The 23,974-nt window shown below is 76.3% G+C and carries 22 protein-coding genes and 1 rRNA gene; 19 read left to right on the top strand and 4 right to left on the bottom strand.

What is annotated here, in order from left to right; translation table 11 throughout:
• Positions 1-19: 19 nt before the first annotated feature.
• Positions 20-1,069, bottom strand: coding sequence for an MBL fold metallo-hydrolase (locus BLQ97_RS16000; RefSeq protein ID WP_217637229.1), 1,050 nt, complete (start codon positions 1,067-1,069; stop codon positions 20-22).
• Between the two features lie 62 nt (positions 1,070-1,131).
• Between BLQ97_RS16000 and BLQ97_RS15995 the strand changes: the two genes are divergently transcribed.
• The 6 genes from BLQ97_RS15995 (at position 1,132) to BLQ97_RS15970 (ending at position 4,972) form a co-directional block, all read left to right on the top strand.
• Positions 1,132-1,632: a PH domain-containing protein gene (locus BLQ97_RS15995; protein WP_091367037.1), complete on the top strand. Its 501-nt coding sequence runs from the start codon at positions 1,132-1,134 to the stop codon at positions 1,630-1,632.
• 421 nt (positions 1,633-2,053) lie between these two features.
• Positions 2,054-2,653, top strand: a complete 600-nt coding sequence (gene infC, locus BLQ97_RS15990; protein ID WP_091367036.1) for a translation initiation factor IF-3 — start codon at positions 2,054-2,056, stop codon at positions 2,651-2,653.
• Positions 2,654-2,766: 113 nt separating this feature from the next.
• A complete protein-coding gene (rpmI, locus tag BLQ97_RS15985; protein WP_091367340.1) occupies positions 2,767-2,961 on the top strand; it encodes a 50S ribosomal protein L35 in 195 nt (64 codons plus the stop codon).
• Positions 2,962-2,998: 37 nt separating this feature from the next.
• The gene (rplT, locus tag BLQ97_RS15980; RefSeq protein WP_091367035.1) at positions 2,999-3,385 is read left to right on the top strand and encodes a 50S ribosomal protein L20; all 387 of its coding nucleotides are present in this window, start codon (positions 2,999-3,001) and stop codon (positions 3,383-3,385) included.
• Between the two features lie 196 nt (positions 3,386-3,581).
• On the top strand, positions 3,582-4,373 hold the full coding sequence (locus tag BLQ97_RS15975) for a TrmH family RNA methyltransferase (protein ID WP_091367034.1): 792 nt from the start codon (positions 3,582-3,584) through the stop codon (positions 4,371-4,373).
• A gap of 8 nt (positions 4,374-4,381) precedes the next feature.
• Positions 4,382-4,972 (top strand): DinB family protein, encoded by a 591-nt coding sequence (locus tag BLQ97_RS15970; RefSeq protein WP_091367033.1) that lies wholly within the window; start codon positions 4,382-4,384, stop codon positions 4,970-4,972.
• A 1-nt stretch (position 4,973) separates the two neighbouring features.
• On the opposite strand, the gene BLQ97_RS15965 is transcribed toward BLQ97_RS15970, so the two are convergent.
• Together BLQ97_RS15965 and BLQ97_RS15960 are read right to left on the bottom strand one after the other, a co-directional pair.
• Positions 4,974-6,326 (bottom strand): sodium/calcium exchanger protein, encoded by a 1,353-nt coding sequence (locus BLQ97_RS15965; RefSeq protein WP_091367032.1) that lies wholly within the window; start codon positions 6,324-6,326, stop codon positions 4,974-4,976.
• Positions 6,327-6,433: 107 nt separating this feature from the next.
• Positions 6,434-8,755, bottom strand: a complete 2,322-nt coding sequence (locus BLQ97_RS15960; RefSeq protein ID WP_245692272.1) for a diguanylate cyclase domain-containing protein — start codon at positions 8,753-8,755, stop codon at positions 6,434-6,436.
• 141 nt (positions 8,756-8,896) lie between these two features.
• Between BLQ97_RS15960 and pheS the strand changes: the two genes are divergently transcribed.
• The 3 genes from pheS to BLQ97_RS15945 are packed head-to-tail and all read left to right on the top strand — an operon-like array spanning position 8,897 to position 13,253.
• Entirely contained in the window at positions 8,897-9,979 is a 1,083-nt protein-coding gene (gene pheS, locus BLQ97_RS15955; RefSeq protein WP_091367031.1) for a phenylalanine--tRNA ligase subunit alpha, read from the top strand.
• A complete protein-coding gene (gene pheT, locus BLQ97_RS15950) occupies positions 9,980-12,454 on the top strand; it encodes a phenylalanine--tRNA ligase subunit beta (protein WP_091367030.1) in 2,475 nt (824 codons plus the stop codon).
• Positions 12,447-13,253, top strand: a complete 807-nt coding sequence (locus tag BLQ97_RS15945; RefSeq protein WP_091367029.1) for an SDR family NAD(P)-dependent oxidoreductase — start codon at positions 12,447-12,449, stop codon at positions 13,251-13,253. Before pheT ends, BLQ97_RS15945 begins: the two co-directional genes overlap by 8 nt.
• Positions 13,254-13,258: 5 nt before the next feature.
• On the opposite strand, the gene BLQ97_RS15940 is transcribed toward BLQ97_RS15945, so the two are convergent.
• Positions 13,259-13,993 (bottom strand): 3-keto-5-aminohexanoate cleavage protein, encoded by a 735-nt coding sequence (locus BLQ97_RS15940; RefSeq protein ID WP_217637228.1) that lies wholly within the window; start codon positions 13,991-13,993, stop codon positions 13,259-13,261.
• Between the two features lie 208 nt (positions 13,994-14,201).
• Between BLQ97_RS15940 and argC the strand changes: the two genes are divergently transcribed.
• The 10 genes from argC to BLQ97_RS15890 all read left to right on the top strand — a co-directional run.
• On the top strand, positions 14,202-15,242 hold the full coding sequence (argC, locus tag BLQ97_RS15935; protein ID WP_217637227.1) for an N-acetyl-gamma-glutamyl-phosphate reductase: 1,041 nt from the start codon (positions 14,202-14,204) through the stop codon (positions 15,240-15,242).
• Complete coding sequence (gene argJ / locus BLQ97_RS15930; protein ID WP_091367026.1) at positions 15,239-16,405, top strand: bifunctional glutamate N-acetyltransferase/amino-acid acetyltransferase ArgJ; 1,167 nt, start codon at positions 15,239-15,241, stop codon at positions 16,403-16,405. The genes argC and argJ overlap by 4 nt, the downstream gene beginning before the upstream one ends.
• Complete coding sequence (gene argB / locus BLQ97_RS15925; protein WP_091367025.1) at positions 16,402-17,397, top strand: acetylglutamate kinase; 996 nt, start codon at positions 16,402-16,404, stop codon at positions 17,395-17,397. Before argJ ends, argB begins: the two co-directional genes overlap by 4 nt.
• Positions 17,394-18,575, top strand: coding sequence for an acetylornithine transaminase (locus BLQ97_RS15920; RefSeq protein ID WP_091367024.1), 1,182 nt, complete (start codon positions 17,394-17,396; stop codon positions 18,573-18,575). Before argB ends, BLQ97_RS15920 begins: the two co-directional genes overlap by 4 nt.
• Positions 18,572-19,519: an ornithine carbamoyltransferase gene (gene argF / locus BLQ97_RS15915; protein WP_091367023.1), complete on the top strand. Its 948-nt coding sequence runs from the start codon at positions 18,572-18,574 to the stop codon at positions 19,517-19,519. Before BLQ97_RS15920 ends, argF begins: the two co-directional genes overlap by 4 nt.
• On the top strand, positions 19,516-20,058 hold the full coding sequence (locus BLQ97_RS15910) for an arginine repressor (RefSeq protein ID WP_091367022.1): 543 nt from the start codon (positions 19,516-19,518) through the stop codon (positions 20,056-20,058). The genes argF and BLQ97_RS15910 overlap by 4 nt, the downstream gene beginning before the upstream one ends.
• Positions 20,055-21,503, top strand: coding sequence for an argininosuccinate lyase (argH, locus tag BLQ97_RS15905; RefSeq protein WP_091367021.1), 1,449 nt, complete (start codon positions 20,055-20,057; stop codon positions 21,501-21,503). Before BLQ97_RS15910 ends, argH begins: the two co-directional genes overlap by 4 nt.
• On the top strand, positions 21,467-22,147 hold the full coding sequence (locus BLQ97_RS15900) for a DNA-3-methyladenine glycosylase (RefSeq protein ID WP_342670514.1): 681 nt from the start codon (positions 21,467-21,469) through the stop codon (positions 22,145-22,147). The genes argH and BLQ97_RS15900 overlap by 37 nt, the downstream gene beginning before the upstream one ends.
• Entirely contained in the window at positions 22,144-23,424 is a 1,281-nt protein-coding gene (gene tyrS / locus BLQ97_RS15895) for a tyrosine--tRNA ligase (RefSeq protein WP_091367020.1), read from the top strand. Before BLQ97_RS15900 ends, tyrS begins: the two co-directional genes overlap by 4 nt.
• 366 nt (positions 23,425-23,790) lie before the next feature.
• A 16S ribosomal RNA gene (locus BLQ97_RS15890) occupies positions 23,791-23,974 on the top strand; the annotation flags it as partial.

Below are 23,974 nucleotides of genomic sequence, written 5' to 3'. Positions count from 1 at the left end.
GACCCAGGCTAGTGCCCGGTCACCGCAGCCGCGCTGCGCTCCAGCGCGGCACCGCGCCGCCGTCCCCGGCCACCAGCCCCCGGCCGGCCAGCAGCCGCACGTGCGCGTCGGTCTCGGTGACGGCGAAGATCCGCATCCGCCGCTCGTAGTCCGCCCACGGGCGCGACCAGGTCAGGTGCGCGGCCAGGTCCCACGGCGTGCTGCCCGGGTGCTCCCGGACGGCGGCCAGCAGCTCGGCCAGCCGTCGCTCGTGGTGGGCGCGCAGCTCGCCGGTCCGCTCGGCCAGCCCGCGGAAGCGCCACTCGTGCCCGGGCAGCACCTCCTCGACCTCCCGCCCGGCGACCGCCTCCAGCGACCCGAGGTAGTCGCGCAGCGGGTCGGCCAGGCCACCGGCGTGCGTGGAGATGTTCGGGCTGATCCGCGGCAGCACGTGGTCGCCGGAGAAGAACAGCCCGGTCGCCTCGTCGGCGAAGCACAGGTGGCCGGCGGTGTGCCCCGGCGTGTGGACGGCGCGCAGCGACCAGCCGGGCAGGTCCGCCCGGTCGCCGTCCTCCAGCAGCCGGTCGGGCCGCACCAGCCGCCGCCAGGAGGCGCGCTCCTCGGGGGTGCCGGCGTCGGCGCGCGCGTCGTCCTCCGGCGCGCCGAGGGAGACCAGGAAGGCGACCTCGCGCTCCGTGGACTCCTCCGGGGAGGCGTCGGTCATCGACCGGAGGTCGGCGACGTCGGCCGGGTGCATCGCCACCCACGCGCCCGAGGCCTCGCGCACCCGCTGGGCCAGGCCGACGTGGTCGAAGTGCAGGTGGGTGACCAGCACGCCGCGCACGTCGGCGACGTCCCCGCCGATCGCGGTGAGCCCCGCGCACAGCGCGTCCCAGCTCTCGTCGGCGCCCCAGCCGGTGTCGACGAGACCCAGCCCGCCGCCGGCGAGCTCGAGCACGTAGGCGTTCACCCAGCGCAGCGGTCCGCCCATCGGCACGGGCACCGACCACAGGCCGGGCCGCACCGCCTCGACCGGCGGCACCGACCGCTGCTGCCAGGCCGCCCGCTGCGCGGCGCCGGTCACCTCCACGGCCCGCACTCTGCCAGCCGCGGCCCGGGACGACCGGCCTGGGACCCGATCGGCCTGGGACCATGGCGGGCGTGCCCACCCCGCCCGCCGCACCCGACCGCGTCACCGCCGTCCCGCGCCGGCTCCGGCTGGCCTGCGCGCTGGTCGCCGCGGGGATCGTCGCCGCGATGACCGTGGTCGCGCTGCTGCTGACGGAGTCATCCACCGGCGTGGTCGTCTTCGGCCCGGCCGACCAGGTGGCCATGGCGGGCCTGGGCCTCTTCCTCGGCGCCGGGGTCCTCGCGCTCGGCCGCCCCCGGGTGGACGCCGACGCCGCCGGCGTGCGGGTGCGCAACCTGCTCGGCCGCGCCGAGCTGCCGTGGGAGGCCGTCCGCGCCGTCCGCTTCGACCGCGGCGCCGCCTGGGCGAGCCTGGACCTCACCAACGGCGACGAGCTGGCCGTCGTGGCCGTGCAGGCCGTCGACGGCGAGCGGGCGGCGGTCGCCGTCGAGGGGCTGCGCGCCCTGCACGCGGCCGCCCGGGCCCGGCAGCCCGCGCCGCCGCCGCTGCTCTACGACGACTGAAGAAGGACCTCCTCGCCCCCCGCCACTCGCTCCGCTCGCGGCGGGGCCCTGCGAGGAGGCCGTTCCAGCACGTCACCAGGGCCGTTCCAGCACGTCGGCGGGGCCGTTCCAGCACGTCACCCCCGGGAATGACCGGGGCGGGCGCGACGCTGTAGCATGGGCGAGCCTCCCCGCTACACGAGGCGCGCGAACCACCTTCCAGCGGCCCTGCCCCGGGCCGCTGACCAAGAGGAGCCCGCTCCCACCTGGCGCCGCTGAGGCGCCCAGGTCCCGGATAGCGAGAGCACGGCCGGCCCCGGCCGTCGCTCCGCGACCGGCACGACCCCCGGGTCGTGCCGCACCGGCGGACGGGCCCTGTGAGCACCTGCTCACGGGGCCCGCGTCGTACCGGTGCCCGGTCGGGCGCGGCTCCTCCCGTGGAATGAGCAGAGGAGAGGCCATCACCGAGCCCCGTATCAACGACCGTATCCGCGTCCCCGAGGTCCGCCTGGTCGGCCCCGAGGGCGAGCAGGTCGGCATCGTGCCGATCGGCGAGGCGCTGCGCCTGGCGCAGGACTCCGAGCTGGACCTCGTCGAGGTCGCGCCGATGGCCCGTCCGCCGGTCGTCAAGCTGATGGACTACGGGAAGTTCAAGTACGAGTCCGCCCAGAAGGCCCGCGAGGCCCGGCGGAACCAGGCGCTCACCGTCATCAAGGAGATGCGGCTGCGCCTGAAGATCGACCCGCACGACTACGAGACCAAGAAGGGCCACGTCGAGCGCTTCCTCAAGGGCGGCGACAAGGTCAAGATCACCGTGATGTTCCGCGGGCGCGAGCAGTCGCGACCCGAGATGGGCTACCGGCTCCTGCAGCGGCTGGCCCAGGACGTCTCCGAGCTGGGGGTCGTGGAGTCCAACCCCAAGCAGGACGGCCGGAACATGGTCATGGTGATCGCCCCGCACCGGAACCAGGCTGCGACCGACGGCGCCCGCCGCCAGGCCAAGGCCGAGCGGGCCGCCGAGGGGCAGACCCCGACGGCCTGACCGGTCGCACGCGCAGGACCGCACCACCGACACGGCCGGTGCCGTGCGGCAGCTGGACGCTGCCGCGCGGCGCCGTGGCCGCTGAACCGACGGACGAACAGGACGACGAGGACATGCCGAAGCAGAAGACCCACAAGGGCACCGCCAAGCGGGTGCGCGTGACGGGCACCGGCAAGCTCATGCGCGAGCAGGCCAACAACCAGCACAAGTTCGAGCACAAGTCCTCGCGGCGCAAGCGCCGGCTGGAGAAGGACCAGGTCCTCGCCCCGGCCGACACCAAGACCCTCAAGAAGCTGCTGGGCATCTGAGCCCCCGCCTCCGCAACCTGTACGAAGGAGTTCTCACGTGGCACGCGTGAAGCGGGCGGTCAACGCCCAGAAGAAGCGCCGGACCGTCCTCGAGGCCGCCAGCGGCTACCGGGGTCAGCGGTCGCGGCTGTACCGCAAGGCCAAGGAGCAGATCCTCCACTCGGCCACCTACAACTACCGCGACCGCAAGGTGCGCAAGGGTGACTTCCGCAAGCTGTGGATCACCCGCATCAACGCCGCGGCCCGCCAGAACGACATGACCTACAACCGGTTCATGCAGGGCCTGAAGCTGGCCGGCATCGAGCTCGACCGCCGCGTGCTCGCCGAGCTCGCGGTCAACGAGCCGGCCGCGTTCGCCGCGCTGGTGGAGACCGCCCGCGCCGCCGTCGCCGCCGCCCCGGCCGGCGGCGAGCAGGCCGCCTGAGCCGTTCCGGCACGCTCCCGACGCCGCCGGCGTCCGGTCCACCAGGGCCGGCGCCGGCGGCGTCGGCGTGTACGGGACTGGGTGCTCCCGGTCGAGATCGCGCGGTGCTCCCGGTCGAGATCGCGCGATCTCGGCACCGGGAGGCCCCGGGAGCGCCGAGATCGCGCGATCTCGACCGAGACGGGAGGACGACGACGTGACCGAGCTGCTGACCGAGCGGTCGGGGCGGGTCGCCGCGGCGCGCAAGCTGACCCGGCGGGCCGGCCGCGACACCGCCGGCGCGTTCCTCGCCGAGGGCCGCCAGGCGGTGTCCGAGGCGCTGGCGGCCGCCGGGGAGGACGTCCGGGAGGTGTTCGCCACCGAGGCCGCCGCCGCCGCGCACCGCGACCTGCTCGCCGCGACCGCCGTCCCCGTCCGGCTGGTCACCGAGCGGGCGGCCGCCTCGCTGTCGGAGACGGTGACGCCGCAGGGCCTGGTCGCCGTGTGCGCGCTGCGCGACGTGCCCGCCGACGCGCTGGCTGCCGCGCCGCCGCCGCTGGCCGTCGGGCTGGCCGGCCTGGCCGACCCGGGCAACGCCGGCACCGTGCTGCGCACCGCCGACGCCTGCGGGGCGGGCGCGGTGGTGTTCGGCGCCGGGTCGGCCGACCCCTTCGGCGGCAAGGCGGTGCGCTCCAGCGCGGGCAGCCTCTTCCACGTCGACGTCGTCCGCAGCGCCCCGCTCGGGCCGCTGGTGGCCGCGGTGCGGGAGCGCGGTGTCACCGTGCTGGCCGCCGACGGCGGCGGCGAGACCGCCCTCGACGAGCTGGGGACGGCGCTGGCCGGGCCGGTGCTGTGGCTGTTCGGCAACGAGGCCCGCGGGGTGCCCCCGGAGCTGGCGGCGGCCGCCGACGCCCGGGTGCGGATCCCGATGCGCGGCCGGGCCGAGAGCCTGAACCTGGCCGCGGCCGCCGCCATCTGCCTGTACGCCACCCAGCTGGCCCAGGGTTGACTCACGGCGTGGACGACGACGCCGCCAAGGCCACCCTCCTGCAGTACCTCACCTCCGCCCGCGAGGCGCTGCTGTGGAAGCTCGAGGGGCTCTCGGAGTACGACGTCCGGCGGCCGCTGACGCCCACCGGCACCAACCTGCTCGGCCTGGTCACGCACCTGGCCTGCGTGGAGGCCGGCTACCTCGGCGGCGTCCTGGGCCGGCCCTTCCCCGAGCCGATGCCCTGGGACGACCCCGACGCCGAGCCCGACGACGACCTGTGGGCGCGCCCCGAGGAGAGCCGCGAGGACGTCCTCGGCCGGTACGCGCGGGCCACCGCGCACGCCGACGCCACCGTCGCCGCGCTCGACCTCGACACCACCGGCGAGGTGCCGTGGTGGCCCGAGGACCGGCACCGGCCCACGCTGCACACCCTGCTGGTGCACGTGCTGGCCGAGGTCGCCCGGCACGCCGGGCACGCCGACGTGCTGCGCGAGGGTGTCGACGGCGCCGCGGGCCTGCGCCGGGGCAGCGACAACCTCACCCGGCCCGACGCCGCGGCGTTCGCCGCCCACCGGGAACGGGTCGAGCAGGCCGCACGGCGGGCCGCCGGCCGCTGACTCACACGCCGGCGGTCTGCCGCTCCTCCAGCTCGGCGAACGAGGTGACCGTGCCGTCGCGGGCCAGCCCCCGGGTGGTCCGGGCGCGCAGCGCGAAGCGGGCCACCGCGAGCACCAGGTAGACGCCGGAGAGCACGAGGACGAGCACCCGGTCGGCGTCGGCGGGCAGCAGGATGCTGCCGGCGAACTGCACGGCGAAGAGCACGAACAGCGCGACCGCGCCGGTCGTGGTGAGCCGCAGGCCGACCAGCAGCGAGACGGCGAACAGCGACTGCGCCGCGGTGAGCAGCAGCTCGGTGCGCTGCTGGGTGTCCAGCGGCAGCCCCGAGAACGAGGTCGAGCTGAGCGCGAAGACCAGCGGGATGGTGCCCACCAGCAGCGTCCACTGGTTGACCTTGCTCGACAGCAGCGTGCCCAGGGAGTCCGAGGCGCGCAGCCGCGCGGCGTAGAGGCAGGCGACGATCAGCTCGGGCGCCTCGCTGGCCAGCGGCGCCACCCACTGCACCAGCAGGAACTCGTCCACGCCGAGGGTGGTGCCGGTCTCCACCAGCGACTCGGCGAAGTGCTCGGCCGACAGCAGGATCACCACGGCGGCCACCGCGAAGACGCCGACCACCCAGGTCCGCCGGCGCCGCTCCGGCTGCTCGCCGAGCCAGGCGGAGGTGCCGATGAGGTCGGGGTCCTCGGCCGGGGCCTGCGCCAGCCGCCGGGCGTAGAGCACGAAGACGGTGACGAGGACGACGGCGTCGACGATCGTCAGGCTCGAGCGCAGCGGGAGGTGCAGCGAGTACAGGGTGGCGATGCCGAGGAACACGACCTCCGGCGACATGGACGGCGCCAGCCGCACCTCCCCGCGGGGCAGCCGCTGCGCCTCGGCCTCCCCGGCCCGGCGCCGGCGCGCGACGGCGACCGCCGCCACCAGCACGACCAGCGGCCAGCCCACGCCGACGAGCACCCGGTTCGCGCCGGTCATGTTGGCCAGCGCCAGCCCGCAGGCGTCCTCCCCGCCGCCGGGGGGTGTGCACGAGCCGGTGTCGCCGAACGTCGTCCCGGCGGTCCAGGTGAACACGAAGTCGACGGCGTACTCGGGCAGCACGGCCAGCAGCGCGAGCAGTGCCAGCGCCAGCCCGGCGCTGATGTCGACCTGCGCGGCCTCGGCGGCCCACGACAGCAGGAACGCCGCCCCGACGATCGCCGTCCCGTAGAGCAGCGCCTGCAGCGGTGCGGGCAGGTCCGGCGCGGGCAGGCCCAGGTAGGCGGCCGCACCCAGGTAGACGCCGGGCAGGGTGACGAGGGCCGCGGCCGCCAGCGGCCCGGGCGGCCGCCGTCGGGAGGGCGCAGCGGGATCGGGCACGGGCGGACCTCCGGGGACGGCCGTGGGGACGGCAGCAGGGGACGGCGCCGGGCGCGCCGGCTCCCGCTCCTACCCCTCCCGCGCCCGGCTGCACGCCGGGCGGCCGGTCAGCCCAGCGGCACCGGGGACGCCGGGACCGGCACCTCCCGGCCCGCCGCCCGGCGCTGCGCCTTCTGCTCGTACATCCGCAGGTCGGCGGCGTGCAGCAGGTCGGCGAACGCCACGCCGTCGGCCGGGCAGACGCTCACGCCGACGCTCGCGCCCACGGTCACCTCGGTGCCGCGCAGCGCCACCGGCCGGCCGAGGGAGGCGGCGAGCTCCTCGGCCACCCGGCCGGCCTCGGCGACCGCGGTCTCCGGCGCCAGGTCGGGCAGCGCCACGAGGAACTCGTCGCCGCCGAGCCGGGCCACCAGGTCGCGGCGGCGGACCCGGTCGCGCAGCCGCCGCGCCACCTGCTGCAGCAGCTCGTCGCCGGCGGCGTGGCCGAGGCGGTCGTTGACCGCCTTGAACCCGTCGAGGTCGACGAACAGCAGCCCGAGCGCGTCGCCGCGGGCACGCGTCTCCCAGATCGCCGCCTCCACCTGCTCCTCCAGCCGGCGCCGGTTGAGCAGGCCGGTGAGCGGGTCGGTGTAGGCCAGCTCCTGGATGCGGGCCAGCGCGGCCGACGTGCGGTCGCGCTCGCGGACGAGCGCGCGCTCGGCCTCGACCCGCGCGGTGACGTCGACCTGCACGCCGATGTACTGCACGACCGTGCCGTCGGCGTCGTGCACCGGCGCCAGGTGCAGCTCGTTCCACCACGGCGTGCGCTCGGGGCCGCGCAGGTTGAGCACCGTCTCGCGGCAGGCCCGCCCGGCGGCGACGGCGGCGCGGATGCGGTCCACGGCGGCCGGGTCGGTCTCCGGGCTCTGCAGCAGCCGGCAGTTGCGGCCGAGGATGTCCTCCGACGGCAGCCCGGCGAGGTCCCGGAACGCCTGGTTGGCGTAGACGATCGGCTGGTCGGGCAGCCGCATGTCCACCACGGTCACCCCGCTCGGCGTGGCCTCCAGGGCGCGGCGCAGCAGCACCTCGGCGTTCGTCGTCCCCACGGCCAGGCCGGCGGCCGGCCGGCTCGCGGTCCCGGCGGGCGGAGGGCCTGCGGGGGCCGCCGTCGCGGGGGCCGGGCCGGTGCGCGGCGCGACCCGGGACAGCAGGGACGACGCCGCACGGGACACGGTGCCGCGCTCGTAGGTGAGCGCGTACTCGAAGGTGCGCTCCAGGTCGGGACCGTCGTCGCCCAGGTCGCGGGCGAGCAGGGCCGCGCTGAAGTGCGGGGACAGCACGGCGACGTCCCACTCGCCGCGCACCGGGTCCTCCGGCGACAGGGCGGCGCCGCGCAGGTCCGGCAGCGGCTCGACCGGCAGGTCCTCGCCGAGCGCGCACACGAAGCCGGTCCGCTCGACCAGGTCGCGGTAGCGCCGGGTGGTCGACGGGGTGAAGTGGCGGGCCTCCTGGAACGTCGCGGCCACCACGCAGGTCTCGCCCAGCCGCGCGGCCTCCCGCTCCAGCTGCTTGGACAGCTCGATGAGCAGCGCCTTGGGTGCCCGCCGCAGCGGGACGTCGTCGGGCAGGCAGGCGAAGGGGGACACCGCGCCGAGCGCGCCGCTGGTCCGGCCGGCGCCGGGCAGCACCAGCTCGCCCACCGGCAGCCCGTCGGCGGGGCCGGGCGCGGGACGCCCGAAGTGCCAGCCCTGGCCGAGGGTGGCGCCCAGGCCCCGGGCGGTGCGCAGGTGTTCCTCGTGCTCGATGCCCTCGGCCAGCACCACGGCGCCGGTGCGCTCGGCGTGGGCGTTGACCGCGTTCATGATCTCGGCGACGGCGGGACCGGGCCGCTCCTGCACCAGGCGCAGGTCGAGCTTGACGACGTCGGGGCTCAGCAGCGGCAGGAAGGCCAGCGACATCGACTCCGCGCCGACGTCGTCGACGGCGATCGCCCAGCCCAGCTCGCGCACCCGCTCCACGGTGCGCAGCAGCTCGGCCGGGCGCGCGGCCAGGGCGCGCTCGGTGATCTCCATGACCACCCGCAGGTGGCCGGGGGCGCGCTCGGCGATGGCCAGCAGGTCGGCCAGCGGCGCGGTGTCGAGCACCTCGGGCTCGACGTTGACGAACAGCGTCAGCGGGGCGACCAGCGCGGCGTCGACGGCACCGCGGAAGGCGGCGGCCCGGCAGGCCTCGTCCAGCTCGGCCAGCCGGCCGGCGGCGCGGGCGGCGGCGAACAGCGCGTCGGGGCGCTCGAGCGGGCCCACCGGACCCCGGGCGAGCGCCTCGTAGGCCACCACCCGGCCCGTGTCGAGCTCGACGATCGGCTGGAACACGCTGTGCACGCCGCGGACGGCGTCGGCGAGCACGGGGTCGGCGGGGAGAGGCGTCCGTGCCTCGGCGGGGGAGCTCACCCCGTCCTCTTCGGCACGCGGAGGCCGGTGGACGCATCGGGGCGGTGCCGGTCCACCCGGAAGGGGCAGTCCGCCGAGGCGGGCCGCGGCTCGGGGAACCCGGGGGCGGGGCGGGGCGCGTGCCGGGCAGAATGGCCTCCCGTGTCCGGCGCCAACGACCCCTACGACCCCAAGCAGGTCGCGGCCCTGTCGGCCGAGGCCCTCGACGCCGCGGTCGCCGCGGCCCGCGAGGCCTTCGCGACGGCGGCCGACCTCGACGCGCTGGCCGCCGTCCGCCCGGCCCACCTCGGCGACCGCGCGCCCGTCCCGCTGGCCCGCCGCGAGCTCGGGGCGCTGCCGCCGGCCGCCCGCGCCGACGCCGGCAAGCGGGTCAACGCCGCCCGGGTCGCGGTCACCGAGGCCCACGAGGCGCGCAAGGCCGCCCTCGAGGCCGAGCGGGACGCGCGGGCGCTGGCCGAGGAGCGGGTCGACGTCACGCTGCCCTGGGACCGCCGCCCGCGCGGTGCCCGGCACCCGCTGACCACACTGCAGGAGCGGATCGCCGACGTCTTCGTCGGCATGGGCTACGAGGTCGCCGACGGCCCCGAGCTCGAGGCGGAGTGGTTCAACTTCGACGCGCTCAACATCGGCCGCGACCACCCGGCGCGCACGATGATGGACACCTTCTTCGTCGCGGGCGGGCGGGACCGGGACGAGGACTCCGGCCTGGTGCTGCGCACGCACACCAGCCCGGTGCAGGCCCGGACGCTCCTGTCGCGCACGCCGCCGGTGTACGTCGTCGCGCCCGGGCGGGTCTACCGCACCGACGAGCTCGACGCGACGCACACCCCGGTGTTCCACCAGGTCGAGGGCCTGGCCGTGGACCGCGGGCTGACGATGGCGCACCTGCGCGGCACGCTCGACCACCTGGCGCGGTCGCTGTTCGGCCCCGAGGCGGTCACCCGCTGGCGGCCGTCGTACTTCCCGTTCACCGAGCCGTCGGCGGAGTTCGACGTGTGGTTCCCCGAGCACCGCGACGGCCCGCGCTGGGTCGAGTGGGGCGGCTGCGGGATGGTCAACCCGCGGGTGCTGGTGGCCTGCGGTGTCGACCCGGAGGAGTACAGCGGCTTCGCCTTCGGCGTCGGCATCGAGCGGGCGCTGCAGTTCCGCTCGGGCGTCGGCGACATGCGCGACATCGTCGAGGGCGACGTCCGGTTCACCGAGGCGTTCGGAGTGGAGCTCTAGATGCGGGTCCCCGTCGGCTGGCTGGCCGAGTACGTCGACGTCCCCGCCGGGAGGACCGTCGAGGAGCTCGACGCCACCTTCGTCCGGCTGGGCCTGGAGGTCGAGGAGGTGCACCGCCCGGCCGAGGTCACCGGCCCGCTGGTGGTCGGCCGGGTGCTCGACGTCGAGGAGCTCACCGGCTTCAAGAAGCCCATCCGCTGGTGCCAGGTCGACGTCGGCGAGGCCGCGCCGAGAGGCATCGTCTGCGGGGCGACCAACTTCGCGGTGGGCGACACCGTCGTCGTCGCGCTGCCCGGTGCGGTGCTGCCCGGCGGGTTCGAGATCGCCGCGCGGAAGACCTACGACCACGTCTCCGACGGGATGATCTGCTCCGCCCGCGAGCTGGGCATCGGCGAGGACCACGCCGGGATCCTGGTGCTCGGCGACGGCTTCGAGCCGGGCGCCGAGGCGCGGCCGGTCGTGGGCCTCGACGACGTCGTCGTCGAGCTCGCCGTCACCCCCGACCGCGGCTACTGCCTGTCGATGCGCGGCATCGCCCGCGAGGTGGGCACCGGCCTGGACGTCGCGTGGCGCGACCCGGGCGCGGCGGAGGTCCCCGGGTGGTCCGGCGAGCCGGCGTGGGAGGTCACCGTCGCCGACGCCGGCCGCTGCGACCGGTTCTCGATGGTGGCGCTGGAGGGCCTGGACCCGGCGGCGCCGAGCCCGTGGTGGATGCGCCGCCGGCTGGCCCAGTCGGGCATCCGCTCGATCTCGCTGGCCGTCGACGTCACCAACTACGTGATGCTCGAGCTCGGCCAGCCGATGCACGCCTTCGACCGGGACGCGGTGACCGGCCCGATCGTCGTGCGCCGGGCCCGCGAGGGCGAGCGGCTGACCACCCTCGACGGCGCCGACCGGCAGCTGTCCGGCGACGACCTGCTCATCACCGACGACACCGGCCCGATCGGCCTGGCCGCCGTGATGGGCGGGGCCTCCACCGAGATCGGCGACGGCACCCGCGCCGTGCTGCTCGAGGCCGCGCACTGGGAGCCCACCGGCGTGGCCCGCACCGCCCGGCGGCACCGGCTGCCCAGCGAGGCCGCGAAGCGCTTCGAGCGCGGCGTCGACCCCGCGATGACCGTGGCCGCGCTGGCCCGCGCCGCGCAGCTGCTGGCCGAGCACGGCGGCGCGCGGGTCGTGGGCGGGCTCGTCGACGTCGACACCCGCCGCCCGCCGCCGTCGATCCCGCTGGACGCCGCGCGCCCGGGCCGGGTGTCCGGCGTGCCGTACCCGCCGGCGCAGGTGGTCGGGCTGCTGGAGGCCGTCGGCTGCGCCGTGGACGCCGACGGCGACCGCCTCGCCGTCACCCCGCCGTCCTGGCGCCCCGACCTCACCGACCCGGCCGACCTGGTCGAGGAGGTCGTCCGGCTCGCCGGCTACGACGACGTCCCCTCGGTGCTGCCCACCGCCCCGCCCGGGCGCGGCCTGACCGAGACCCAGCGCCGCCGCCGCGCCATCGGCCGTGCGCTGGCCGAGGCCGGCCACGTCGAGGCCCCGGCCTACCCCTTCGTCGGGCTGCCCGCCCTCGACGCCCTCGGCCTGCCCGAGGACGACCCGCGCCGCGAGGTGCTGCTCGTGCGCAACCCGCTCCGCGAGGAGGAGCCGGCGCTGCGCACCACGCTGCTGCCCGGGCTGCTGGCCACGCTGGCCCGCAACCTCGCCCGCGGCCGCCGCGACGTCGCGCTGTTCGAGCACGGGTCGGTGTTCACCGGCGGGGTGCGGGAGCCCGCGCCGCTGCCCGGCGTCGACACCCGGCCCGACGAGGAGACGCTGGCCGCGCTGCTGGGCGCGGTGCCCGACCAGCCCTGGCACGTCGCCGTCGCGCTGACCGGTGCCCGCGAGCCGCGCGGCTGGTGGGGTCCGGGCCGCCCGGCCGGGTGGGCCGACGCCGTGCAGGCCGCGCGGCTGGTGGCCGCGGCCGCAGGCGTGCAGCTGTTCGTCCGCCCGGGTGAGCAGGCGCCCTGGCACCCGGGCCGGTGCGCGGAGCTGGTCGTCAGCGAGGCCGGTGGCGACCGGGTCGTCGGGTACGCCGGCGAGCTGCACCCGCGGGTGTGCGCGGCGCTGGAGCTGCCGGCCCGCACGTCGGCGATGGAGCTCGACGTCGACGCGCTGCCGCCGGCCGCCGTGCCGGTGGGCCCGCGGATCTCCACCTTCCCGCCGGTCTTCCTCGACCTGGCCTTCGTCGTGCCCGACGAGATCACCGCCTCGCACGTGGAGTCGCTGGTGCGCGGGGGAGCGGGGGAGCTGTTCGAGGCGGTGCGCCTCTTCGACGTGTACTCCGGCCCGCCGGTGCCGGCCGGGTCCCGCTCGCTGGCGTACTCGCTGGTGCTGCGCGCCCCGGACCGCACGCTGACCGCCGAGGACGTCGCCCGGGTGCGGGAGGGCATCGTCGCCGTCGTCGAGCTGCAGGGGATCAGCCTGCGCAGCGGTGCCTGACCTCACCGGCCTCGTCGCGCTGGTCACCGGGGCGTCGGCGGGCATCGGCCGGCACCTCGCCGAGGGGTTGGCGGCGCGCGGCGCCGCGGTGGCCGGGCTGGCCCGGGGCGCCGAGCGGCTGCGCGCCGCGATGGACGACGTCGCGGCCGCCACCGGCGCCCGCACGCTGGCGCTGCCCGCCGACGTCACCGACCGGGCCGCGGTCGACGCCGCCGTCGCCGAGGTGGCGCAGGTCCTCGGGCCGGTCGGCCTGCTGGTCAACAACGCCGGCCTGATCGACGCCGCCGAGGTGCCGCTGTGGGAGGCCGACCCCGAGCAGTGGTGGGCCGTGGTCGAGAGCCAGGTGCGCGGGCCGTTCCTGCTCGCCCGCGCCGTGCTGCCCGGCATGGTCGCGGCGGGCGGTGGTCGGGTGGTCGACCTGGCCAGCGGGATCAGCACCCGCGCGAACCCCCGCTACAGCGCCTACTCGGCCGGCAAGACCGCGCAGCTGCGGCTCACCGAGGCGATCGACCTGGCCGGCGCCGCGCACGGCGTGCGGGCCTTCGACCTGGCGCCGGGCGTGGTGGACACCGCGATGACCCGCGCCATGCCGATGCACGCCGGCCGCACCGAGTGGACCCGCCCGGAGGACGTCGTCGACCTGGTGGTGGCCATCGCCGCCGGCGAGCTCGACCAGTGGTCGGGCCGGTTCGTCCGCGCCGGTGTCGACGACCTCGCCACGCTGCGCGCCACCACGCCGTCCGGCGACGCCCGTCGCCTGCGGCTGGTGCCCTACGGCGACACCGACCCGCTGGGCTGACCCGCTCAGCCCGCGCCCAGGGAGCGCGCGGCGAGCACCAGGGCGGCGTTGCCCGGCGCGGGGCTCCCGTCGGGCAGGACGAGGGTGTCCTCGAGCCCGACCCGGGTGGCCAGCCCCCACCGCAGCGCGCACCGCAGCGCCGGCCAGGCGGTGCTGCCCTCCCCGTGCAGCTGCACCGGCACCCCGCCCGGGGTCCAGCCGTCCGGACCCGTGCCGACCGCGGCGAGCAGCTGCACGGCGAGCTCCTCGGCCGCCGTGGCGCCCGGGCCGTCGGGCAGCTCGACGAGCACCCGGCAGCACCGGTCGCGCAGCCGGGAGGCCCGCCAGGCGCGGACGGCGTCGGCGTGCCACAGGCCGGCCTCCACCCCGACGCCCCGGTCGAGCAGCGCGGCGGCGACCGCCTGCGCGCCGTCCTCGTGCCAGTTGACCGAGGCGGTGTCGGGCAGCGCGGTCCAGGACCGCACCGCGGCCACCCGGGCCACCGCACCGGGTGCGGCCCAGGCGCCGGTGGTGACACCGACCGGCAGCCCGGGCGCCGCCGCCCGCACCGCGGTGAGCGCGGCGGCCAGGGCGACCGCGTCCAGCGTGTCCGCGCCCGCGGCGTCCTTGGGGTGCAGGTGCACCGCGCCCGCCCCGGCGGCCCGGACGGCGACGGCGTCGGCGGCCAGCTCGTCCGCGGTGACGGGCAGCGCCGGGTGCGCGCCGGGACGGCGGGCGCCGTTGAGGCAGGCGTGCAGCACCGGCCCATCCTCGGCCCCGGGGTCGCCCCGAGCGCAGTCGTGCTCTGCCCACACCGGCGGGGCAGAGCACGAAGGTGGGCGGCAGGGGGTGTCCGGCCGGATCTCGTGCTCTGCCCACGTCAGCGGGGCAGAGCACGACCGCGCGCGAGACGACACCGAGCGCCCCTGCTGATGAACGGTCATGCACGGACATGTATGGTCATGCACCGTGAACACAGGGCAGACGTGGACGGTCGGGGTCACCGGCGCCACCGGGTACGCGGGGGGTGAGGTGTGCCGGCTGCTGGCCGGGCACCCGAGCCTCCGGCTGGCCGGGGTGCACGCCAACTCGAGCGCCGGTCGACGCCTGGGCGAGCTGCAGCCGCACCTGCTGCCCTACGCCGACCTCGAGGTCCAGCCCAGCGACCCCGGGCTGCTGGCCGGCTACGACGTCGTCGTGCTCGCCCTGCCTCACGGCGAGTCCGCGGCTGTCGCCGCGCAGCTGGCCGAGGACACCCTCGTCATCGACTGCGGCGCCGACCACCGGCTCAACGACCCCGCCGCCTGGGCGCGGTGGTACGGCTCCGCGCACGCCGGCACCTGGCCCTACGGCCTGCCCGAGCTGCCCGGCCAGCGGGAGCGGCTCGCCGGCGCCCGGCGGATCGCCGTCCCCGGCTGCTACCCGACGTCGGTGACCCTCGCCCTCGCCCCCGCGCTGGCCGCGGGCCTGGTCGCGCCCGAGGTCGTCGTGGTCGCCGCCAGCGGCACCTCCGGGGCCGGGAAGTCGGCCAAGCCGCACCTGCTCGGCAGCGAGGTGATGGGCTCGGTGAGCGCCTACGGCGTGGGCGGCGTCCACCGGCACACCCCGGAGATGGTGCAGAACCTCTCGCAGGCCGCCGGCCGGGACGTCACCGTCAGCTTCACCCCGACGCTGGTGCCGATGAGCCGGGGCATCCTCGCCACCTGCTCGGCACCGCTGGCCGCGGGCGCCGACGAGGCCGCCGTCCGAGCCGCCTACGAGAAGGCCTACGCCGACGAGCCGTTCGTCCACCTGCTGCCCGAGGGCCAGTGGCCGACGACGGCGCAGGTGCTCGGCGCCAACACCGTCGCCCTGCAGCTCGCCGTCGACCCCGACGCCGGCCGGCTGGTGGTCGTCGCCGCGGTCGACAACCTGACCAAGGGCACCGGCGGAGCGGCGGTCCAGTGCGCCAACCTCGCCCTCGGCCTGCCCGAGACCACCGGCCTGCCGATCGTGGGGGTGGCCCCGTGAGCGCCACCGCCCCGCAGGGGTTCCGGGCGGCCGGGGTCGCCGCCGGCCTCAAGTCCTCCGGCGCGCCGGACGTCGCGCTGGTCGTCAACGACGGCCCGCACGACGCCGCGGCCGCCGTCTTCACCACCAACCGATTCCCGGCCGCCCCGGTGCAGTGGAGCCGGCAGGTGCTGGCCACCGGCCGGGCGCGCGCGGTCGTGCTCAACTCCGGCGGGGCCAACGCCTGCACCGGCCCGGAGGGCTTCGGCGACACCCACGCCACCGCCGAGCACGCGGCCGCCGAGCTCGGCCGTGCCGGTCTGGAGCTCGGCGCGATCGACGTGGCCGTCGCCTCCACCGGCCTGATCGGCGTCCGGCTGCCCATGGAGAAGCTCACCGCCGGGGTCACCGCGGCGGCGGCGGCCCTCCGCGCGGACGGCGGGGACGACGCCGCCCGGGCGATCATGACCACCGACAGCGTGCCCAAGACGACGGTCCAGCACCGCGACGGCTGGACCGTGGGCGGGATGGCCAAGGGCGCCGGCATGCTGGCTCCCAGCCTGGCCACGATGCTCGTCGTCCTCACCACCGACGCGGTGGTCGACGCCGGCACCCTGCAGGCGGCACTGGAGCAGGCCACCGCGGTCAGCGTCGAGCGGGTCGACTCCGACGGCTGCCTGTCCACCAACGACACGGTGATCGTCCTGGCCAACGGCGCCAGCGGCGTCACGCCGAGCGCGGAGGAGGTCGCCGAGGCGCTCACCGCCGCGGCCACCGACCTGGCCATGCAGCTGCTCGCCGACGCCGAGGGCTCCACCAAGGACATCGCGATCACCGTCCGCAACGCCGCCAGCGTCGCCGACGCGCTCACCGCCGGCCGCGCCTGCGCCCGCAACAACCTGCTCAAGACCGCGCTGTTCGGCAACGACCCCAACTGGGGCCGGGTGCTCGCCGCGATCGGCACCACCGACGCCGCCTTCGAGCCCGACCGGGTCGACGTGACGATCAACGGCGTCACCGTCTGCCGCGGCGGCGCGATCGGCGACCCCCGCGAGGGCGTCGACCTCACCGGCCGCGCGATCACCATCGACGTCGACCTCCGGGCCGGCGACGAGCAGGCCACGATCTGGACCAACGACCTGTCCATCGCCTACGTGCACGAGAACTCGGCCTACTCCACATGAGCAGCGAGAACGCCCAGGACCCCACCCCGCCCGACGTGGCCGTCGACGAGGTGCCCCCGCCCCGGCGGCGGATCGGCACCAGCCGGGTCATGCGCACCCACGACCCCGAGGGCGACGCCCGCCGGATCGCCGTCCTCACCGGGGCGCTGCCGTGGCTCAAGGAGTTCCACGGCAACGTCGTGGTGATCAAGTACGGCGGCCACGCGATGGTCGACGACGAGTGCCGCCGCGCCTTCGCCGACGACATGGTCTTCCTGCGGACCTGCGGCATCCTGCCCGTCGTCGTGCACGGCGGCGGCCCGCAGATCACCGAGATGTTGACCCGGCTCGGCATCGCCAGCGAGTTCCGCGGCGGCCTGCGGGTGACCACCGAGGAGACCATCGAGGTCGTCCGCATGGTGCTCACCGGCCAGGTCACCCCCGAGGTGGTCGGGCTGGTCAACCAGCACGGGCCGCTGGCGGTGGGCCTGTCCGGGGAGGACGGTGGCCTGTTCACCGCCGAGCGCACCGCCGCGGTCGTCGGCGGCGAGCCGGTCGACGTCGGCCTGGTCGGCGACGTGGTCGCCGTCGACCCGACGCCGGTCACCGCGCTGCTCGAGCGCGGCAAGATCCCGGTGATCGCCACCGTCGCCCCCGACCGCGCCGGCGTGGTGCACAACGTCAACGCCGACACCGCCGCCGCCGCGGTGGCCGTGGCGCTGGGCGCGGTGAAGCTCGTCGTGCTCACCGACGTCGAGGGCCTCTACGCCGACTGGCCCGACCGCGACTCGCTGGTGCAGCAGATCGACGCCGCCGAGCTGGCCGAGATCCTCCCCGACCTGGACGCCGGGATGGTCCCGAAGATGGCCGCCTGCCTGCGGGCGGTCGAGGGCGGGGTGAAGCGGGCGACCGTCGTCGACGGCCGCACGCCGCACGCCCTGCTGCTGGAGATGTTCACCACCGAGGGCACCGGGACGATGGTCGTCCCGGCCGGGAAGGAGGCGGCCGAGTGACGCGCACCGAGGAGCTGGCCGGCCGCTGGTCGGCGGTGATGATGGGCAACTACCGGACGCCGCCGGTCGCGCTGGCCCGCGGCGAGGGCGCCACCGTGTGGGACGTCGACGGCCGCGAGTACACCGACCTGCTCGGCGGCATCGCGACGACGATCCTCGGCCACGCCCACCCGCGCGTCGTCGAGGCGATCACGAAGCAGGCGCAGACCCTCGGGCACGTCTCCAACCTGGCGATGCACGAGCCCGGCGTGACCCTGGCCGAGCGGCTGCTGGAGCTGGCCGGCCGGCCCGGGCGGGTGTTCTTCTGCAACTCCGGTGCCGAGGCCAACGAGGCCGCGTTCAAGATCAGCCGGCTGACCGGCCGGGCCGAGGTGGTCACCGCCGAGGGCGCCTTCCACGGCCGCACCATGGGCGCGCTCGCGCTCACCGGCCAGCCGAGCAAGGCCGCCGCGTTCGCCCCGCTGCCCGGCGGCGTGCGGTACGTGCCCTACGGCGACGCCGGGGCGCTGGCCGACGTGGTGTCGGAGCGGACGGCGATGGTGCTGCTGGAGCCGATGCTCGGCGAGGGCGGCGTGCAGCCCCCGCCGCCGGGCTACCTGGCCGCCGCGGCGGAGACCGCCCGGGCCGCGGGCGCGCTGTTCGCCGTCGACGAGGTGCAGACCGGCACCGGGCGCACCGGCCACTGGTTCGCCCACCAGGCCGACGGGCTGCAGCCCGACCTGGTCACCCTGGCCAAGGCGATCGGCGGCGGGCTGCCGCTGGGCGCCACGCTGGCCTTCGGCGACGCCGCGGAGCTGATGACCGCCGGCTCGCACGGCTCCACCTTCGGCGGCAACCCGATCGCCGCCGCGGCCGCGCTCGCCGTCCTCGACACCATCCGCGACGAGGGCCTCCTGGAGCGGGCCAAGGAGCTCGAGCACCGGTTCACCGCCGGCATCGAGGGCCTCGGCCACCCGGTGGTGTCCGGCGTCCGCGGGCGCGGCGCGCTGCTCGGCGTCGTCCTCACCGCCCCTGTCGCGGCGGCGCTGGAGACGGCGCTGCGCGACGCGGGCTTCCTGGCCAACGCCGTCGCCCCCGACGTGCTGCGGCTGGCCCCCTCGCTGGTGCTCACCGACGCCCAGGTCGACGCCTTCCTCGCCGCGCTGCCCGCGGCCCTGGACGCGGCGGCGCAGGAGTGACCCGCCACCTCCTGCGCGACGACGACCTCACCCCGGCCGAGCAGGCCGAGGTGCTGGCGCTGGCCGCCGAGCTCAAGCGCACCCGGCACACCGACGCCGCACCGGTCCCGCTGCGCGCGGCCAACGGCGTGCCCCGGGCGGTGGCGGTGCTGTTCGACAAGCCCTCCACCCGCACCCGGGTCAGCTTCTCGGTGGGCGTCGCGGAGCTCGGCGGGTACCCGCTGGTGATCGACGCCGGCACCAGCCAGCTCGGCCGCGGCGAGCCCGTGGAGGACACCACCCGGGTGCTCGACCGGCAGGTCGCCGCGATCGTCTGGCGCACCTTCGGCCAGGAGCGCATCGAGGCGATGGCGGCGGTCAGCCGGGTGCCGGTGGTCAACGCGCTCACCGACGCCTTCCACCCCTGCCAGATCCTCGCCGACCTGCAGACGGTGGCCGAGCACAAGGGCTCGCTGCCCGGCCGGTCGCTGAGCTACCTCGGTGACGGCGCCAACAACATGGCGCACTCCTACCTGCTCGGCGGGGCGACCGCCGGCATGCACGTGCGGATCGGCTCACCCGAGGAGTACCCGCCCGACCCGGCGGTGCTCAAGCGCGCCGCGGAGATCGCGGCGGAGACCGGCGGCTCGGTGCTGTGGACCGCCGACGCCGCGGCCGCCGCCGACGGCGCCGACGTCCTGGTCACCGACACCTGGGTGTCGATGGGGCAGGAGGAGGAGTACGACGCCCGCGTCGCCCCGTTCCTGCCCTACGCGGTGGACGACGCCGCGCTCGCCCGCGCCGCCGACGACGCCGTCGTGCTGCACTGCCTGCCGGCCTACCGCGGCAAGGAGATCGCCGCCTCGGTGATCGACGGGCCGCGGAGCGCGGTGTGGGACGAGGCGGAGAACCGCCTGCACGCCCAGAAGGCCCTGCTCACCTGGCTGCTGGAGCGGTCGGGGTGACGACGGCGCTGACCCGCTCGGCGCGCCAGGCCCGCATCCGCGAGCTCGTCGCGGCGCATCCGGTCACCTCGCAGACCCAGCTCGCCGCGCTGCTGGCCGCCTCGGGCATCGAGGTCACCCAGGCCACGCTCTCGCGCGACCTCGAGGAGCTGGGCGCGGTCAAGCTGCGCGGGTCCGACGGCGCCCCGGCGTCCTACGTGCTGCCGCCGGAGAACGCACCCCTGCGCCCGGCCCAGGCCGCGCCGGCCAGGCTCACCCGGCTGCTGGCCGACCTGCTCACCAGCGCCGAGGGCAGCGCCAACCTCGCCGTCGTCCGCACCCCGCCGGGCGCGGCGCAGTTCCTCGCCTCCGCCCTGGACAAGGTGGGCCTGCCCGACGTCCTGGGCACCATCGCCGGCGACGACACCCTCCTCGTCGTCTCGCGGGAGCCCGACGGCGGCGCCGCGCTGGCCGACCGGCTGCGGACGCTGGCCTCCCGCAGCACGCCGGCCGACCCCCCGGCCGACCCCTCCGGCGGCGTGGGGGAGAGTGCACCGTGACCTCGGAGACCTCCCCGGCCCCCTCCTCGACCCGGCTGTGGGGCGGCCGCTTCGGCGGTGGCCCCTCGCCGGCGATGGCGGCCCTGTCGAAGTCGACCGACGTCGACTGGCGGCTGGCGCCCTACGACCTCGCCGGCTCCCGCGCCCACGCCCGGGTGCTGCACCGCGCCGGGCTGCTCACCGCCGACGAGCTCGAGCAGATGGTCGGTGCGCTCACCGAGCTGTCGGCCGAGGTGGCCGCGGGCACGTTCGCGCCGGTGGAGGCCGACGAGGACGTGCACGAGGCGCTCGAGCGCGGCCTGATCGCCAAGCTCGGCACGCTCGGCGGCAAGCTGCGCGCCGGCCGCAGCCGCAACGACCAGGTCGCCACCGACCTGCGGCTCTACCTGCGGCACAACGTCCGGGCGCTGGTCGGTGAGCTCGCGTCGCTGGAGTTCGCGCTGATGGGCCTGGCCGAGCGGTACCTCGACGTCCCGGCGCCCGGGATGACCCACCTGCAGCACGCCCAGCCGGTCCTCGTCGCCCACCAGCTGCTCGCCCACGCGCACGCCTTCGCCCGCGACGTCGACCGCCTCCTCGACTGGGACCGCCGCGCCGCCGTCAGCCCGCTCGGCTCCGGCGCGCTGGCCGGCTCCTCGCTGCCGCTGGACCCCGACGCCGTCGCCGCCGAGCTGGGCTTCGACCGGGCCGCGGAGAACTCGATCGACGCGGTCAGCGACCGCGACTTCGCCGCCGAGTTCTGCTTCGCCGCCGCGATGGTCGGCGTCCACCTGTCCCGGCTGGGGGAGGAGGTGGTGCTCTGGACGTCGACGGAGTTCGGCTGGGCCCGCCTCGACGACGCCTGGGCCACCGGGTCGTCGATCATGCCGCAGAAGAAGAACCCCGACATCGCCGAGCTGGCGCGCGGCAAGTCAGGCCGGTTCGTCGGCAACCTCACCGGCCTGCTGACGATGCTCAAGGGCCTGCCGCTGGCCTACGACCGCGACCTGCAGGAGGACAAGGAGCCGGTCTTCGACTCCCTGGAGCAGCTCCTCCTCCTGCTGCCCGCCGTCACCGGGATGGTCGCCACGCTCGCCCTGCGCCCCGAGGTGCTGGAGGCCGCCGCGCCGCAGGGTTTCGCGCTGGCCACCGACGTCGCCGAGTGGCTGGTGCGCACCGGCGTGCCGTTCCGCTCGGCGCACGAGATCTCCGGCGCGGTGGTGTCCTTCTGCGAGGAGGCCGGCGTCGAGCTCGACCAGCTCGACGACGACCAGCTCGCCGGCATCGACGAGCGGCTCACCCCCGAGGTGCGCGCGGTGCTGTCGGTGCGCGGCGCCCTCGAGGCCCGCAGCACCCGCGGCGGGACGGCGCCCGACCGGGTCGCCGACCAGCTCGCCTCGCTGCAGGACGTCGTCGCCGCGCACGGGCGCTGGGCGGCCGGCTCGCCCGTGGCGGCCGCGCTCTGAGCACTCCCGGCCGGCTGCTCACGGCACCCGAGCTGGCCGGCCCGGTCGACGTCGTCGCGCCGGCGCTGCTCGGCTGCTGGCTGGTCGCCGACCGGCCCGAGGGCACCGTCGCCGTCCGGCTGACCGAGGTGGAGGCGTACTCGGGGGAGGGGATGGACCCCGCGGCGCACTCCCACCGCGGCCCCACCCCGCGGGCGGCGATCATGTTCGGCCCGCCGGGGCGGCTCTACGTCTACTTCAGCTACGGCGTGCACTGGTGCGCCAACGTCGTCGTCGGCCCCGAGGGCACCGGGTCGGCGGTGCTGCTGCGCGCGGGGGAGGTGGCGGTGGGGGAGGACCTGGCCCGCGTCCGCCGCCCGGCCGCCCGCGCGGCGCGCGACCTCGCGCGCGGTCCGGCCCGGCTCGCCGCGGCGCTCGGCATCGGGCCGGGCGACCTCGGCACCGACCTGCTCGACCCGGCCGCCCCGGTCCGGCTGCACGCCGGGCAGCAGCCGGACGCCGTCTCGGCCGGACCGCGGGTCGGGATCACCAAGGCCACCGAGCTGCCCTGGCGCTTCTGGGAGACCGGCGCGCCGTCGGTGAGCCCGTTCCGTGCGGGCGGTCCGCGTCGCCGCCGTCCCGCCGGGCAGGATGGTGCCCCGTGACCGACGTCCTCTCCGAGCTGCACCGCCGGGGCCTCATCGCCCAGTCCACCGACGAGCAGGCGCTGCGCGCGGCGCTCGCCGAGGGGCCGGTCACCTACTACTGCGGCTTCGACCCGACCGCGCCGAGCCTGCACGTCGGGCACCTGGTGCAGTTCATGGTGCTGCGGGCGCTGCAGCGGGCCGGGCACCGGCCGGTCGTGCTGGTCGGTGGCGCCACCGGGCTGATCGGCGACCCGCGGCCCACCGCCGAGCGGCAGCTCAACGACCGGACGACGGTGGCCGGCTGGGTGGACAGCATCCGCCGGCAGGTGGCGCCGTTCCTCGACCTGCCCGCCGAGCGCGACGGCCTGGCGACGCCGGTCTATGTCGACAACCTCACCTGGACCGAGCCGCTGTCGGCGATCGACTTCCTCCGGGACCTCGGCAAGCACTTCCGGGTCGGCCGGATGCTGGCCAAGGAGGCGGTCTCGGCCCGGCTGAACTCCGAGGCCGGGATCAGCTACACCGAGTTCAGCTACCAGATCCTGCAGGCCCACGACTTCCTCCAGCTGCACCGCCGGCACGGGGTGACGCTGCAGACCGGCGGCTCGGACCAGTGGGGCAACCTCACCGCCGGCATCGACCTCGTCCGCCGGGTGGAGGGCGCGAGCGTGCACGCGCTGTCGACCCAGCTGGTCACCAAGTCCGACGGGCAGAAGTTCGGCAAGAGCGAGGGCGGCACGGTCTGGCTCGACCCGCAGCTCACCTCGCCCTACGCCTTCTTCCAGTTCTGGCTCAACGCCGACGACGCCGACGCCCGCACCTGGCTGCCGCTGTTCTCCGAGCGCCCCGCCGAGGAGGTCGCGGCACTGCTGGCCGAGAGCGAGGAGCGCCCGGCCTCCCGCGCGGCGCAGCGGGCGCTCGCCGAGGAGCTGACGCTGCTGGTGCACGGGGCCGACGAGCTCCGCCAGGCCGAGGCCGCCGGGCGGGCGCTGTTCGGCCGCGACGACCTCTCGGCCCTCGGCGCCGACACCCTCGGCGCCGCGCTCCGGGAGGCCGGCAGCGTGACCGTCGACGGCGGGACGCCCTCCGTCGCCCAGCTGCTGCAGCAGACCGGCCTCGCCTCGAGCCTGTCCGACGCGCGCCGCACCGTGAAGGAGGGCGGCGCGTACCTGAACAACGAGCGGGTGACCGACGCCGACGCCGTCCCGGGGGAGGAGGCCTGGCTGCCCGGCGGGTGGCTGGTGCTGCGCCGGGGCAAGCGCGCGGTGGCCGGCGTCCAGCGGGCGACTCGGTAGGCGGTCCGCCGTGTGAACGGCGTGTGACACGCCGGTTCCGGAACGGTGTCCGTCGTCACGGCCGCACCGGTTTGACACGGTCCCGACAGCCACGTAACTTTCTCTCTGCGCGCCGCACAGCCCGGGAGGGCGAGCGGGGAGGCCCCAGCAGGAGCCGCCCGTTGGGGGCGCAGGGTAGGACAACAAGGCCTCCGACAGAGCCCGAGAGGGTCGAGTTGGTGTGCGTCCGCTCCTTGAGAACTCAACAGCGTGCCGAAAGTCAGTGCCAAGTAATACCCCGTCCGTGTCCGTCAGGGCGCGGTGGGATTCCTTTGGTTGATTGATATCGCGATCTGTCAGGTCGCGGTTCTCAGCTGGTATCAAGCATCTACGGAGAGTTTGATCCTGGCTCAGGACGAACGCTGGCGGCGTGCTTAACACATGCAAGTCGAACGCTGAACTCCGCTTGCGGGGGGATGAGTGGCGAACGGGTGAGTAACACGTGGGCAACCTGCCCCCGGCTCTGGGATAACTCCAAGAAATTGGGGCTAATACCGGATGTTCACCGGCT

This window comes from Geodermatophilus telluris (assembly GCF_900102745.1).
Classification (GTDB): Bacteria; Actinomycetota; Actinomycetes; order Mycobacteriales; family Geodermatophilaceae; genus Geodermatophilus; species Geodermatophilus telluris.
The sequence above is the reverse complement of the archived record's forward strand: the minus strand, read 5'-3'. Positions and strand labels throughout refer to the sequence as shown.